At 65.5% G+C, this 14,587-nt stretch carries 9 protein-coding genes; 5 read left to right on the plus strand and 4 right to left on the minus strand.

All coding sequences use genetic code 11. From position 1 onward, the window contains the following. Positions 1-322: 322 nt before the first annotated feature. From miaB to mtaB, 3 genes are read right to left on the minus strand one after another with little or no spacing between them, the layout of a single operon-like run. A complete protein-coding gene (miaB, locus tag AB1411_06785) occupies positions 323-1,675 on the minus strand; it encodes a tRNA (N6-isopentenyl adenosine(37)-C2)-methylthiotransferase MiaB (protein ID MEW6543302.1) in 1,353 nt (450 codons plus the stop codon). A 1-nt stretch (position 1,676) separates the two neighbouring features. Beyond that, on the minus strand, positions 1,677-2,036 hold the full coding sequence (locus AB1411_06790; GenBank protein ID MEW6543303.1) for a hypothetical protein: 360 nt from the start codon (positions 2,034-2,036) through the stop codon (positions 1,677-1,679). Between the two features lie 49 nt (positions 2,037-2,085). After that, positions 2,086-3,429, minus strand: a complete 1,344-nt coding sequence (gene mtaB, locus AB1411_06795; protein MEW6543304.1) for a tRNA (N(6)-L-threonylcarbamoyladenosine(37)-C(2))-methylthiotransferase MtaB — start codon at positions 3,427-3,429, stop codon at positions 2,086-2,088. A gap of 175 nt (positions 3,430-3,604) precedes the next feature. Here mtaB and AB1411_06800 point away from each other — a divergent pair, with 175 nt between their 5' ends. The 3 genes from AB1411_06800 (at position 3,605) to AB1411_06810 (ending at position 6,772) form a co-directional block, all read left to right on the plus strand. Further along, entirely contained in the window at positions 3,605-4,009 is a 405-nt protein-coding gene (locus AB1411_06800) for a hypothetical protein (GenBank protein ID MEW6543305.1), read from the plus strand. 119 nt (positions 4,010-4,128) lie between these two features. Further along, positions 4,129-5,373 carry an MFS transporter gene (locus AB1411_06805; GenBank protein ID MEW6543306.1) on the plus strand — a complete coding sequence of 415 codons (1,245 nt, stop codon included), beginning with the start codon at positions 4,129-4,131 and terminating at the stop codon, positions 5,371-5,373. 1 nt (position 5,374) lies between these two features. Further along, complete coding sequence (locus AB1411_06810) at positions 5,375-6,772, plus strand: TrkH family potassium uptake protein (protein ID MEW6543307.1); 1,398 nt, start codon at positions 5,375-5,377, stop codon at positions 6,770-6,772. Positions 6,773-6,816: 44 nt separating this feature from the next. Here the strand turns inward: AB1411_06810 and AB1411_06815 are convergent, their stop codons facing one another. Continuing rightward, positions 6,817-7,107 (minus strand): hypothetical protein, encoded by a 291-nt coding sequence (locus tag AB1411_06815; protein MEW6543308.1) that lies wholly within the window; start codon positions 7,105-7,107, stop codon positions 6,817-6,819. A 115-nt stretch (positions 7,108-7,222) separates the two neighbouring features. Here AB1411_06815 and AB1411_06820 point away from each other — a divergent pair, with 115 nt between their 5' ends. Both AB1411_06820 and AB1411_06825 read left to right on the plus strand, forming a co-directional pair. Continuing rightward, on the plus strand, positions 7,223-7,603 hold the full coding sequence (locus tag AB1411_06820; GenBank protein MEW6543309.1) for a DUF4359 domain-containing protein: 381 nt from the start codon (positions 7,223-7,225) through the stop codon (positions 7,601-7,603). Between the two features lie 342 nt (positions 7,604-7,945). Beyond that, the gene (locus AB1411_06825) at positions 7,946-14,581 is read left to right on the plus strand and encodes an LAGLIDADG family homing endonuclease (protein ID MEW6543310.1); all 6,636 of its coding nucleotides are present in this window, start codon (positions 7,946-7,948) and stop codon (positions 14,579-14,581) included. Positions 14,582-14,587 lie beyond the last annotated feature (6 nt).

Genomic DNA, 14,587 nt, shown 5'->3' on the forward strand with positions numbered 1-14,587 from the left:
AGGCGCGTGATGCGGACCTACCAGATGTCCAGGCCCATCAGGATCAGCCCGATCATCAGCCAACCGAACAACCCGACTGAAATGATCCGCTCCAGGCTCATCTGGTGACTCCGGCCACGTCCGTTGGTTGACCCATACGGAATCCCAAGCAAGGCCGGTGCCCGGATGAGTCCTACTTGGGCCTCTGCAGATCCCCAAGTAAAAACCTGGTTTGGCAGGGGTCTGAGGGAGCCAGGAGTCGGTCGGTGTACAAAGTTCGTTCGCCGGTGTTCAATTCCCGTCACTGGAAACCGGCTCTGGGGAATAACCTGACAGACGGGAATTACGAAGGGGAAGTCGCCGGCTGGCCGAATAGAGTGGTCGCCGATGCGCTTGCGATCCTGATCGGGAGGAGATCGCCCGGGCCGGTGGCCAAGCCGTTCTTGTCCCAGACGGCCGTCAGGTTTCCGTCCGTCTTCCCCATCCACTGGGCTTCCGACTTCTTCGCGTTGCCCTCCACCAGCACCTCGACGGTTCGACCGACCAATTCCCGGTTCTTCCGCAGCGAGATGGCCTTCTGGAGCTCGACCAGCCTGGCGACGCGGGAAGACTTGGCCTCCTCCGGGACGTCGTCCGGATATTTCCTGGCGGCGATCGTGTTCTTCCGCTCCGAATACTTGAAGATGAAGGCCGAGTGGTAGCCGACCTCCTCCACGATCCGGCGGGTGTCCAGGAATTCCTCCTCGGTCTCGGAGCAGAATCCGCAGATGATGTCGGTCGTCAACACGATCTCGGGGCAGCGGCGGCGGATCTCGTCCACCAGATCCAGATACTCCCGGCTGGTGTAGGTGCGGTTCATCAGCCCCAGGATCCGGTCGTTGCCGGACTGGAGCGGGAGGTGGATGTGCTTGCAGACCTTCGGATGGCCGGCCACCGCCTCCAACAGGGCCGGAGGAAAGTCCTTGGGATGGGGAGAGGTGAACCGGACCCGCTCGATGCCCGGCAGGTCCGCAACGGCCGTGAGGAGGCGGGCGAAGTCCCAGTCGCCAGATTGATAGGAGTTCACGTTCTGGCCCAGCAGCGTGACCTGCTTGTACCCTTGGGCGATCAGGTGCTCGGCCTCCCGGACGATGCCCTGCGGGTCGCGGGACCGCTCGCGCCCCCTCGTATAGGGCACGACGCAGAAGGTGCAGAAGTTGTCGCAGCCGCGCATGACGGCGAGCCAGGCGTTCACCCCCTCGGTCCGCTCGGGCAGGATGTCCTCGTAGGTCTCGTATTCGGAGAGGTCCGTCGCCAGGCCCTTCTCCGAAAGCCCCTGCTCCTGGACCTCGATCGCCCGCTTGATCAGGGAGGGCAGGCGGCGATAGGAGTCCGGCCCGGCCAACAGGTCCACGACGGACTCTGCCTCGAACAGGTCCTGTTTCAGGTTCTGGGCCATGCAGCCGAGGACGCCGACCACCAGGGCGCGCTGCCGCTTGACGGCCTTCAGATCGGCCAGGTGGCCGTAGACCCGATTGTGCGCGTTCTCCCTGATCGCGCAGGTGTTCATCAGGACCACGTCGGCCCGCTCGCGGTCTTCCGTGAAGGCGAACCCATCGGCCTTGAGCAGCGAGCGCACCAGCTCGGTGTCGTACTCGTTCATCTGACAGCCGAAGGTCTCGATGTAGACCTGATGGGGGCGCTTGCCATCGCTCATGTCACTTCCGCCGTTCCAGCGTCCAGCTCTTCTGCCCGTCGCCGCATGAGAGGGTCCCGTCCTGTTTCAGCTCGCCGGTGACCGTCCGCCAGGTCCCGTCCGGCATCCACTGGCGGGCGGTGAATCGGCTTCCCTCCTCGGAGATCAGCCGGAGAATCGGGTCTCCGTCGCGGAGGCCTCTGCCCTCGGCCTCCTGGCCCCGCACGTGGACCGCACGACCCAACGAGCCGTTCAGCTCGATGTCGTAGGGGAGCTGGGCGCTGCTCCACGTGCCGTCGAAGGTGCCGGTCGGGAGGACCGGCTGGTGCACGCAGCCTGCGGCGAGGGCCGCCGATCCCAACAGGATGCCCGCCAAAGCCATCAGGCCCGATTTCGATCTCCGGTGTGGCATTTCATTCATCGTTCAGCGTTCATCGGTCAACGTTGGGCATCTCCCCCACCGCCAGTCCGTCCATCGCGCCGGTGACGTCCACCTCGGCAAGCCGGTTGGAGAGGTCTCGATCGGCGCTGACGCCGACCCGAACGTAGTTGCCGGTCAACCCCGTCCAGAATCCGTTGGCTTCGCGGGTCTCGAAGAGGACCGAGACGGAACTGCCGATGTGCCTCTGGTAGAAGGCCAGCCGCTTGGCCCGCGAAAGCTCGGACAGGGTGCGGCTGCGGGCCTTGACCAGGGCGGGGGGCGCGGGATCGGGCAGGCGGGCCGCCGCCGTGCCAGGCCGCCCGGAATAGCTGAAGACGTGGAAGTACGAGAAGGGCAGGTCCGTCGCCACGGCCAGGGTGTTCGCGAAGGCCCGCTCGTCTTCGCCGGGAAAGCCCACCATCAGGTCCGTGCCCAGGGCGATGTCCGGCACCAGGCGAGCCGCCCGTTCGACCAGCTTCGCATAGTCCCGCACCGTATAGCGCCGGTTCATGGCCTCCAGGAGGCCGTCGTCGCCGCTCTGCAGCGGGACGTGCAGGTGGCGGCAGAGCTTCGGGGAGGAGACCAGGTGCTCCAGCAGCCCGTCCGGAATCGTGGTCGGCTCGATCGAGGAGATCCTGATCCGTTCGATGCCCGCGACCCGCTCCAGAGCCCGGATCAGGTCGAGGAGCGAGCGGCCGCCGCAGTCGTACCGGCCGATGTTGACGCCGGTGAGGACGATCTCCTGGTGTCCGCGGGCGGCCAGCTCTTCGGCCTCGCGGAGGGCGTCCTCCCACCGGCGGCTGCGCTCGCGCCCGCGGGCGAAGGGGATGAGGCAGAAGGAGCACATGAAGTTGCAGCCGTCCTGAACCTTGAGGTTGGCCCGCGTGGATTCGTAGTCCCCCGCACCGGCCAGCGCGAACTCCTCCCGCTCGATCTGTCTCGTGTGGAGGAGCTGCGGGTCCGGCTGCTTGGCGAGCGCTCGCGGCGCCGGCAGGTAGTCTGCCAGGTTCATCTTGAACTGGTTGCCCACGATCAGGTCAATGCCGGGAGTCCGGCGCAGCGCTTCGGAGCCGGTCTGGGCGTAGCAGCCGGTCACGGCGACGAAGGCGTGGGGGGAGTGGCGCAGGGTCCGGCGGACCAGATAACGACAGTCCTTCTCCGCCTCCTCGGTGACCGAGCAGGTGTTCAGGACGAGCAGGTCGGTCGGCTGCCCGAACTCGACCAGCCGGTACCCGTCCCGCTTCAGCCGGTCGGCCAGCAGCGCGGTCTCTGCCTGGTTGAGGCGGCAGCCGAGGGTGTGCACCGTGGCCCGGGGCCGTTGGAGTTCCGCTTCCATCGTCGGTGAGACCGTCATGGCGGAAGGCATTATATGAACGGGGAATGAGAAAGGGCAAGCAGGCCCGGCGATCCCTGTCCGTGACGATTGACTCCGGTTCCCCGGGCCGGTAAGATGCCTTCCACTGTGCCGGCTGCCTGGTACGGCGCCGTGCTGGTGATCTTCTCGTCGGCTTCAAGCGAGGAGGGACGGAATGAAAAGAACGGGACCGTGGCTGCTCGCGTTGCTCGGACTGACCCTCATGGTGCCCCGCGCCGCCTGGACCAAGGAAAGCCTGCCGATCGAGCCGGAACTCGGCACGCGCGTGGACGAGCTCTACGACCATGAGGCCCGCCTCTTCATCATGCTCTACTCCCTGAAGGGCGACGGCCAAGTGGATTACATCACCGGCCGGGCCGTGGTCGAGCACGCGCGGAGCCACTACGGGAACCCGGTCTATTACACCGAGCCGTTTCCGTTGTTCTACTGGTGGAACCACACGATGTGGAACGATCCGGAGCAGGACGGGGTGAACGGGAACGAGCGAGTGTATCTTGAGAACGTCGAGTTCGACCAGAGCCGCTACAAGCCGTGCCTCTTCAACGGCCAGCCCTGCTGAGGCTTGACTGGCCAGGCTGCCCCCATCTCTCAGCTCGTCTCCCGTGACGGCTCGAACCCCATGCAGACGCCCGCTCGCCGGAAGCCGCGCCGTTGCCGCAAGCCGGCCGTCGGCCTGACATGTGGCGCTCCCTCCTCGGGGTCTTTGCCTCAGGCCGCGTCGGCGTCATGCTGCCGCTGGGATTCGCTTCGGGCCTCCCCCTCGCCCTGACCTCCGGCACCCTTCAGGCCAGGCTTACGACGGAGGGAGTGGACCTGCGAACGATCGGCGTGCTCACGCTGGTGGGGCTGCCCTACACGCTCAAATTTCTCTGGGCGCCGGTGATGGACCGGTTCGTGCCGCCCTGGCTGGGACGGAGGCGGGGCTGGATGCTGCTGACCCAGGCCGGTCTCCTGGCCGGCATCCTGGCCATGGCCTGGACGCCGGCCGGCACGGTCCCCTGGCTGGTGGGGGCCGTCGCGCTGGCCGTGGCCTTCGCCTCCGCCTCCCAGGACATCGTGTTCGACGCCTACCGGACCGACCTGCTCCGGCCGGCCGAGCGGGGAGCCGGGGCAGCCCTGTCCGTGACCGGCTACCGGATCGGCCTGCTCGTGTCCGGCGCGCTGGCGCTGATCCTCTCCGACCACCTTGGCTGGCGGACCACCTACCTGCTCATGGCCGCCTGCATGGGGATCGGGCTCGTCGCGACCCTGATGAGTCCGGACCTCCTTGAGGAGGCGGCGACGCCGAAGAGCCTGGCCGAGGCGGTGCGCGGGCCCATGCGGGAGTTCTTCGCCCGTCCGGCGGTCCTCGGCCTGCTGCTCCTGATCGTGCTCTACAAGCTCGGCGACGCCTTCGCCGGCAGCCTGACCACGGCCTTCCTGATCCGGGGGGTGGACTTCTCCCCGACGGACGTCGGGCTCGTCAACAAGGGGATGGGGCTGGCGGCCACGATCCTGGGCGCGCTGGCGGGAGGCGCGCTGCTGGCGAGGATCGGGCTCTTCCGGGCGCTGCTTTTCTTCGGGCTGCTCCAGGCCCTGTCCAACCTGGCCTTCATGGTTCTGGCCTGGACGGGCAAGAACTATGCGGGCATGGTGGCCGCCGTCGCGGTCGAAAACCTTTCGGGCGGGATGGGGACCGCGGCCTTCGTGGCGCTCTTGATGGCCCTGTGCGACCACCGGTATAGTGCCACCCAGTTCGCGCTCCTGTCCGCCCTGGCCGCGGTGGGACGGGTCTTCGTCGGGCCTCCGTCCGGCTTCCTGGTGGAGGCGGTCGGGTGGCCGACCTTCTTCTTCCTGACGTTCCTCGCCGCGCTGCCGGGACTCTGGCTCCTCTGGGTCTTGCAGGATCGTCTCCTCGCGATCCAGGGAGGGGGGAGGCCGTGAGATGAAATCGTCGGGGCTGACCGAGGCCATCGCCCGCCCGATCCGGGACCGGCTCCTGACGGTCCGGCTCCTGCCGGGGCAGATCGTGGCCCTGGCCGGGATGGCCGTCATCCTCGTCGGGGCGCTCCTGCTGATGCTGCCCTTCGCGACGGTTCCCGGCGCGCACCTCCGGTTCATTGACGCGGTGTTTACCGCCACCTCCGCGGTCTGCGTGACCGGCCTGGTCGTGCTGGACACGCCCAAGGACTTCACGACCTTCGGCCAGGTCGTGATCATGCTGCTGATCCAATTGGGCGGGTTGGGCTATTCGACGATGGCGACCCTGCTCCTGCTCGCCATCGGGCAGCGGATCGGCTTGCGCGAGCGGATGCAGATGGCGGAAGCGCTGAGCACGATCGACCTGGAGGGGCTGGTCCGGTTCGTCAAGGTCATCGTCCTCTTGACCGTCAGCGTCGAAGGGATCGGCGCCCTCCTCCTGGCCGTCCGCTTCTGGGCCGACATGGACCCGGCGTCGGCGCTCTACTTCGGTCTCTTCCACTCGATCTCGGCCTTCAACAACGCCGGCTTTTCCCTCTTCTCCGACAGCCTGATCCGCTACCGCTCCGACCTGACCGTGAACCTGGTCGTCACGACTCTGATCATCCTGGGCGGGATCGGCTTCCTGGTCTTCCGGGACGTGCTCGACAATCTGAAGGGCTCGCGGTTCCGCCTCCAGACCCACACGAAGCTGGCGGGGCTCGTGACGATCATCCTGCTGGTCGTAGGGACGGTCGGTATCTGGACCCTGGAGCTGGGCAACGCAAGGACGTTCGGATCTCTTCCGCCGGGGGAACAGGGGCTGGTTTCCTACTTCCATTCGGTCTCGGCCAGGACGGCCGGCTTCAACACGGTCGACCTGTCCGGGATGCGGGACGCGACGCTCTATTTCGTCATCCTGCTGATGGCCATCGGAGGGTCGCCGGGAAGCTCGGCGGGCGGGATCAAGACGACCGCCTTCGGGATCGTCTGTCTCTCGACCTGGTCCATCCTCCGCCAGCGGGAGGACGTGGAGGTCTTCCACCGGCGGATTCCCCACGACCTCGTCGTGCGGGCCACCTGCCTGGCGATCCTGGCCATGGGGACGGTCACCCTCTTCACCCTGCTCCTGGCCCACGTCGAGGGCCGGTCCTTCCTCGCCCTCATGTTCGAGGTGACCTCGGCGATCGGGACCGTCGGTCTGTCGGTGGGGGATGGGGGCGTGCGGAGCCTCTCGGCCCTCTTCACGGACCTGGGCAAGACGGTGATCATCGCGACGATGTTGCTCGGGCGGTTCGGCCCCCTGATCGTCGGGCTCTTCGCGATCAGGACCTCGGCCCAGATCCGCTACCGGCTGCCCGAGTCCAAGGTCGTGATCGGCTAACGGAAGGCCGTGATCGGTGATGGGTGATGAGTGACGCGTCACGGTCATTTCAGCCTCCGCTGCAGGTAGAGGATGAACACCGTCAGGGTCGGGAGGGGGGCGAAGAGGAAGGGGAGCAGCCACAGCCAGACGTTCTTGCCCCTGACCCGAGCCTGGTCGATCATCCAGACGAAGACCCAGATCACGAGGCCGGTGAAGTTCAGCAGGATCCAGAAGGTCGTGTGGGCCTTGAGCAGGCTGGCCTCGGCCGGGGGCCTCTGGGCCAGAAAGAGCAGGAGCAGGAGAACGAAGGCGGCAAGCAATCCGAAGACGAGGCGTTTGCTCCAGACGTACATGGCAAGCTCCCTTAGCCGGTTCACCGCGGATGATCGGAACGGACGCAGCAGCCTAGGCGACGGAGGGTCCGTTGTCAAACCAGCCGGCATGCCGGCTGGGTGAGAGGCGCCAACCGTGAGCACCGGAACTCTCGCGCTCATCGTCCTGCTCCTGGCGGTCGCGGTCGGCCTCGCCGCCACCAACCCTACCATGGACGACTACGGACGGTTCCTGGAGACCACCCTGGGCCAGGCGCTGAGCCGGATCGAGCAGGACCAGAACCGCCAGGGGGACCTCGTCAGGGAGCTGCTCCGGTCGCGGGGCAAGCAGGTGATCGACTCCCTCGTCAAGCCCAACACCAGCCGGAGGAGCTACGGGCTCTTCACGGTCTTCGAGACCAGGGTCCTGGATTCACGGGTCCTGGTGCTCGGGGTGGCGAGGACTTTCGTCCCGCTCGAAGGGGTAGAGGAGCTGACCCTGAGGGTCGGCCGGCTGGAGCTCTGGCCGGTCCGGTAAAAAACCCTGCCCGATTTCCCCATTCCCCCTGTGCATAACCTGTTTGATCCAGACGAGGAAACCGCTCCCTGAGCGGAAAACATGGTTATCCACAGGCTGTTCATAATAACCACAACATTTAGTATTGACAAAGCCTAAAATCCGCCATATATTGCGGCCCGTCGGTCTTCAGCCCTTGCCCTTGGCACCGGTTCGAGAGGCTCTCAGATGGCCCAATCTGATCCTCAGGACATGCACGTCGGGCAGTCAGACAACGAACCATCCAACAGTCTATGAGCGGGGATTGCGGACAGTCGGTGTTCGCTTTTTCTTTTTTGTGCCAACCAGCAGGAGGGAGATGACGTGAGGATTGAGCGCCGCTTCACGCAGAAGGGGCAGGGCCCCTATGCCGGCATCAGCTTCGTGAAACGCTCCTCGGAGATCAGGAATCCCGATGGCTCGGTCGTCTTCAGGCTGGATGACATCGCGGTTCCGGAGCACTGGTCCCAGTTGGCGGTTGACATCCTGGCGCAGAAGTATTTCCGCAAGGCCGGGGTCCCCCAGGTTGGCCCGGACGGCAAGCCGCTCGTCGGCTCCGACGGCAAGCCGGTGCTCGGAGGGGAGCGGGACGCGCGGCAGGTCTTCGATCGGCTGGCCGGCTGCTGGACCCACTGGGGCAAGAGCCACGGCTACTTCAAGACGGAGGAGGACGCCGCCGCCTTCTACGACGAGCTCTGCCACATGCTGGCCAGGCAGATGGCGGCACCCAACTCCCCCCAGTGGTTCAATACGGGCCTGCACCATGCCTACGGCCTCTCCGGCCCGGCCCAGGGCCACTACTACGTGGACCCGAAGACGAAGAAGATGGTCAAGGCCTCCAACGCCTTCGAGCATCCTCAGCCCCACGCCTGCTTTATCCAGTCCATCGCGGACGACCTCGTCAACGAGAACGGGATCATGGACCTCTGGGTGCGGGAGGCGCGGCTGTTCAAGTACGGATCCGGCACCGGGACCAACTTCTCGCGGCTGCGCGGGGAGAACGAGCCCCTCTCCGGCGGGGGCAAGTCCTCGGGCCTCATGTCCTTCCTCAAGATCGGCGACCGGGCCGCCGGGGCGATCAAGTCCGGCGGCACCACGAGGCGCGCGGCCAAGATGGTCTGCCTGGACCTGGACCATCCGGACGTGGAGGAGTTCATCAACTGGAAGGTGATCGAGGAGCAGAAGGTGGCCGCCATGGTCACCGGCTCCAAGATCTGCGCGAAGCGGCTCAACGAGGTGCTGAAGGCCTGTCACGTTTCGGACGGGAACGGCGGCGCGAGGGTCGAGACCGATCCTGAGCGGAACCCCGGCTTGAAGCAGGCGATCCATGCCGCCAGACAGTCGGCGGTGCCGGAGGCCTACATCCAGCGGATGTTCGCCTACGCGCACGAGGGGTTCACCCACTTCGTCTTCCACGAGTACGACACGAACTTCGAGGGCAGGGCCTACCAGACCGTCTCCGGCCAGAACTCCAACAACAGCATCCGCGTCCCGGACGGGTTCTTCGAGGCCCTGGAGAAGGACGGGGACTGGGAGCTCAGGCGCCGGACGGACGGCAAGGTCGCCAAGAGGGTCAAGGCCCGCGACCTCTGGGATCAGATCGCCTGGGCCGCCTGGCTCTGCGCGGACCCGGGCCTGCAGTACGACACCACGATCAACGAGTGGCACACCTGCCCGGAGGACGGCCGGATCAACGCGTCGAATCCCTGCGTAACCGGCGATACGCTGGTGGCCACGGCCGAAGGGTGGCGGCGGATCGACGAGTTGGTGGGCAAGACGGCCCGGATCATCGGAGCCGACGGCCAGCCCCACCTGGTGACCAGGGTGTTCCCCACTGGCCGGAAGCCGGTCTTCACGCTTACGACCCGATCCGGCTATCGGGTGCGGATCACCGGCGATCACCTGGTCCTGACCGTGGACCGTGGCGACGTGCCGGTCAGCGATCTGACGACCGAAGACCGGCTGTTCCTCCAGGGACCCGGATTCGGCCGCCGTACGATGCCAGCCGACCTGGCGCTCGGAATCGGCGTGGCGGTCGGGGACGGATGTCTCACCCGCTCCGTCATCCGTGGGCACGAGGAAGAGAACGTCATCCTGACGATGCATCCCAACGAGTCCGCTGTGCTGGCCTCGATCGCCGGGGCGGTCAACCTCCAGAAAGCCGCGCTCAAGGCTGTCGGGTCGGGCGGGCGCAACGACGGGGTGCATGTGACGCGGAGCGCGACCGGTGCCAGGCTCTCCTTCGGTTCTCGCCCCGTGGTGGACCTGTTCCGCCAGTTCGCGGTTCTGGACGAGGGATCGGAAAACAAGCGTTTCACGCAGGCAGTCTTCGACCTGGATAAGCCAACCCTCGCACCGCTACTACGTGGGCTCTTCACGGCGGACGGGACCGTCGCCAATTACGGCGAGAAGTCCCAGGACGTCTCCCTGCACTCTACCTCGCTGGAGTTGCTCCGGCAGGTCCAACTGCTGCTCCTTTCGTTCGGGATCAAGTCCAAGTTGTACGAGAACAGGAGAGGCGGGGAAGGCGCCTCGGTCCTGCCTGACGGGAAAGGCGGGACCAAAGCCTATCCGGTTCAGGAGGTCCATTCACTCCGCATCAGCCGCTCCTCGCGTTTTCTGTTCGAGCGCGAGATCGGGTTCCACCCGGAGAGCCCCAAGTCGGCCGCGTTGGCGAAGCTGAACGCCGAGGTCGGGGCCTATCGGGACGAGTTCACGGATGCGGTGGCGTCGGTGGAGTCGGCCGGCGAAGAGGAAGTCTTCGACCTGGCCGAGGAGGCCACGCGCCACTTCGTTGCCGCAGGTCTCGTCGTTCATAACTGCTCCGAGTACATGTTCCTGGACGACACGGCGTGTCTGGCTGGAGACATGCGGATCGCGACGCGCGAGGGGCTTGTACCGGTCGCCGAGTTGTACCGTCGCCAGCAGGAAGGTGAGGCGATCTTTATCAAGACTGAGCTGGCGACCGAAGCGGCTGACCACCGCCAGCTGGCGTACCATCCGGCCATCGTCGTCAAAACAGGTCGCAAGCAAGTTTATCGAGTCAAGCTCTCGACTGGCCAGGAGTTGCGGCTCACGGACGACCATCGAGTGCTTACCGAAAATGGCTGGAAAGAGGTCCGCCATCTCGTCATCAACGAGGATGCCATCGAAATGCAGCGCGAGTCGGCCCCGATCGATTTCGGGGCATGCGGGGAGGCTGAGATTGAGCGCGCGCTTTTCCTCGGATGGCTGCTGGGGGACGGGGTCTTCACCGAGGAGTCCGGCGCGCATCTGGTCTTTGGCCCGGAGGACGTTCATGCGCGCGAGCGGCTTGGAACTTACTTCCAGCGGCTCCACCGCGAGCATGGAGGCCAGGAGCGCGGCATCCATATTCATGAACAGAAGGACGGTGTCTGCCAGATCGGAACGACCGCCAAGACAGTCGCGGGGTACCTGAAGTCGCTCGGAATGAAGCCCGCCACGGCGATCTCCAAGCGGGTGCCCGACCCCCTCTTCACGGCCCCCAAGGCTGTGCAGGCCGCTTTCATCGGCGCCCTGTTCAGCGCCGATGGCTGTGTGGACGTCAAGGAGACTCCGGATGCTTCGTTCTTCTCCGTCCACCTGGCGTCCAGTTCACGCGAGCTGCTGCGCGATGTGCAGGTCCTCCTCGCGGACTTCGGTATCCGGTCCTATATCGGCTGGTATCATCCGGCGAGCCGGAAAAATGCCCAAGGCCAACTCCGGATCTACGGATACCAGGCGTACAAGTTCTGCCATCTCATCGGGTTCCCGCTGTCCCCAAGAAAGGCCAAGGAGGCGATGACCGTTGCCGAGCAGCCCTGGCGCGGGAACGTGAACGAAGGACGGCGGGCTCGAGTGGTGGACATCGTCCAGGAAGGGATCGAGGACGTCTACGACGTCTCTGAGCCGGTGACCCATTCCCTGATCGCCGAGGGCTTGATCGTTCATAACTGCAACCTGGCGAGTCTCAACCTGGGCGAGTTCTACACGGAGGACGGGCAGTTCCTGCTCGAGGACTTCCGCCACGCGGTGCGGCTCTGGACGATCGTGCTGGAGATCAGCGTGCTGATGGCCTCCTTCCCGAGCAAGGCGATCGCGGAGAAGAGCTACGTCTTCCGCACGCTGGGGCTGGGCTATGCGAACCTGGGCACGATCCTCATGCGGCTCGGCATCCCCTACGACTCGCCGAGGGCGCGGGCCATCTGCGGGGCGCTCACCGCGATCCTGACCGGGGAGTCCTATGCGACCTCGGCGGAGATGGCGGCGGAATTGGGTCCCTTCGAAGGGTACAAGAAGAACCGGGAGCCCATGCTGCGGGTGATCCGCAACCACCGGCGGGCCGCCTACAACGCGATGCCGGAGGAGTACGAGGGGCTCACGATCACGCCGCAGGGCATCCAGGCGGAGCACTGTCCGCCGGACCTGCTGCTGGGGGCCAGGCGGGCCTGGGACCGGGCGGTGGAGCTGGGATCGGCCTACGGGTTCCGCAACGCGCAGGTGACGTGCATCGCGCCGACCGGGACGATCGGGCTCGTGATGGACTGCGACACGACCGGCATCGAGCCGGACTTCGCGCTCGTGAAGTTCAAGAAGCTGGCCGGCGGCGGCTATTTCAAGATCATCAACCAGAGCCTGCCGCCCGCGCTGGCCACGCTGGGCTACAGCGAGGCGCAGATCCAGGACATCGTGACCTACTGCACGGGGCGCGGGACGCTCAACGGCGCGCCCTTCATCAACCACGAGTCGCTGCAGGCCAAGGGCTTCGACGGGGCCGCGCTGGACCGGCTGGAGGCGGCGCTGGGCCAGGCCTTCGAGATCCAGTTCGCGTTCAACAAGTGGACGCTGGGGGAGGCCTTCTGCCGGGAGAAGCTCGGCTTCACCGACGCGCAGCTCAACGACCCGGCCTTCACCATGCTCAAGGCCCTGGGCTTCACCCAGGAGCAGATCCTCGCGGCCAACGACTACTGCTGCGGGACGATGACGGTGGAGGGGGCGCCGCACCTCCTGCCGGAGCACCTGCCGGTCTTTGACTGCGCCAACCGCTGCGGCCGGACCGGCAAGCGGTTCATCCCGGTGGACGCGCACATCCGCATGATGGCGGCGGCCCAGCCCTTCATCAGCGGGGCGATCAGCAAGACGATCAACATGCCCGCCGAGGCGACCGTGGAGGACGTCAAGGCAGCCTACCTGCTCTCCTGGCGGCTGATGGTCAAGGCCGTGGCCCTCTACCGCGACGGGTCCAAGCTGAGCCAGCCGCTGAACGCCTCCTCCGATTCGGGGGCGCTGGCGGAGGCGGTCGTGGCCGGGGACGTGCTGGCCACGGCCGAGAAGGTGACCGAGAAGGTCCTGGTGCGGTTCCTGGCCAAGCGCCGGCGGATGCCGGAGCGGCGGGTGGGGTACACCCAGAAGGCGATCGTGGGCGGCCACAAGATATACCTCCGCACCGGCGAGTACGCCGACGGCACGCTGGGGGAGATCTTTCTCGACATGCACAAGGAGGGGGCGGCCTTCCGGAGCCTGATGAACTGCTTTCACGGGGAAACACGATTCTTCCACAAGAACCAGTTAGTGGCACTCCAGGACGCTGTTGGGGAAGAGGTACTCGTCACATGTGCCGATGGCAAGCAACGCCATGCCAAGGTTGAGCATTTTGGCCAGCAGAACTTTGTGGAGGTAGTCCTCAAGCCCGTTGATGGCCGAAGCACGGGCTTCCGACGCGTGTTTAAGGCTACGCGCGACCATCGTTGGATACTCGCAGACGGAACGGTCACGACACAGCTTCGAGTGGGCGATGTCTTGGCAGCCATGGCCGAAGTGCCCATAGAAGATACTAACGACGAAGGGTTTATGCATGGCTTTGTGTTCGGTGATGGATGGCGCCACACCTATTACCCGGAACGTCACATGTTGCAGCTCTGTGGCGACAAAGACCACAAGCACTTCGAGCGCCTGAAGCGCCAGGCAGATTGTGTCAGTTATCCTCCGTCTATGGGGGGCAATGCCCGCTTGACCTTCATCCGCGACGCGAATCTGAAAGCCCTACCGGATGACTCCAAGGTCGGGCACGACTACATCACGTCGTTCATTCAAGGCTGGATCGCGGCAGATGGTGGCAAGGGCAAATACGATAGCATCCTCCTCTGCACCCAGAACCAAGAGGCTGCCGAATGGTTGCTGGCGCGGGCACCGTTTTATGGGTACACAGTCGTAGGCTACAGCGTGAACGACGCCGATACGAATTACGGTTCACGCAAGGCCCCGCTGCATCGCATCACGATGCGGCCAGGGACAATGGGGTATCGAGTGACGGAAATCATTGACAGGGGGGAGGTCGGCAATGCGTTCTGCGTGGTGGAGCCGGAGACAAAGACCTTCTTGCTGGAAGGCGGCGTGGTCACAGGGAACTGCTTCGCGATCGCGATCTCGCTCGGGCTCCAGCACGGGGTCCCGCTGGAGGAGTTCGTCGAGGCCTTCCTGTTCACGCGCTTCGAGCCGAACGGGCCGGTCAAATTGAACGACCGGATCAAGATGTCCACCTCGATCATTGATTACGTGTTCCGCGAGCTGGCGATCACGTACCTGGGCCGGAGCGACCTGGCGCAGGTCCAGCCCGACGACCTCCGCATGGACACGGTGAAGAAGGACGAGCCGGTCTGCGAGGACAGCGAGCCGGTGGACGTGCACGATCTGGAGCCGGCCGGGATCGCGCCCCTCATGCCGGCGCGGCAGGGGAACGGCACGAGCCCCGGGGCCAACGGACAGGGCAACGGCCACGGCAACGGCGGCGTGGCGCTCGAAGTCCGGCGCGAGACGCTGACCTACACGACCGAAATCCAGCGGGCGCGGCTCAAGGGCTACGAGGGCGACCCCTGTCCTGAGTGCAAGGAGTTCAAGCTGGTCCGCAACGGCACCTGCCTCAAGTGCATGGGCTGCGGGGCGACCAGCGGCTGTTCGTGAAGTCGG

It is taken from the genome of Nitrospirota bacterium (assembly GCA_040757595.1).
Taxonomy (GTDB): Bacteria; Nitrospirota; Nitrospiria; order Nitrospirales; family Nitrospiraceae; genus JBFLWP01.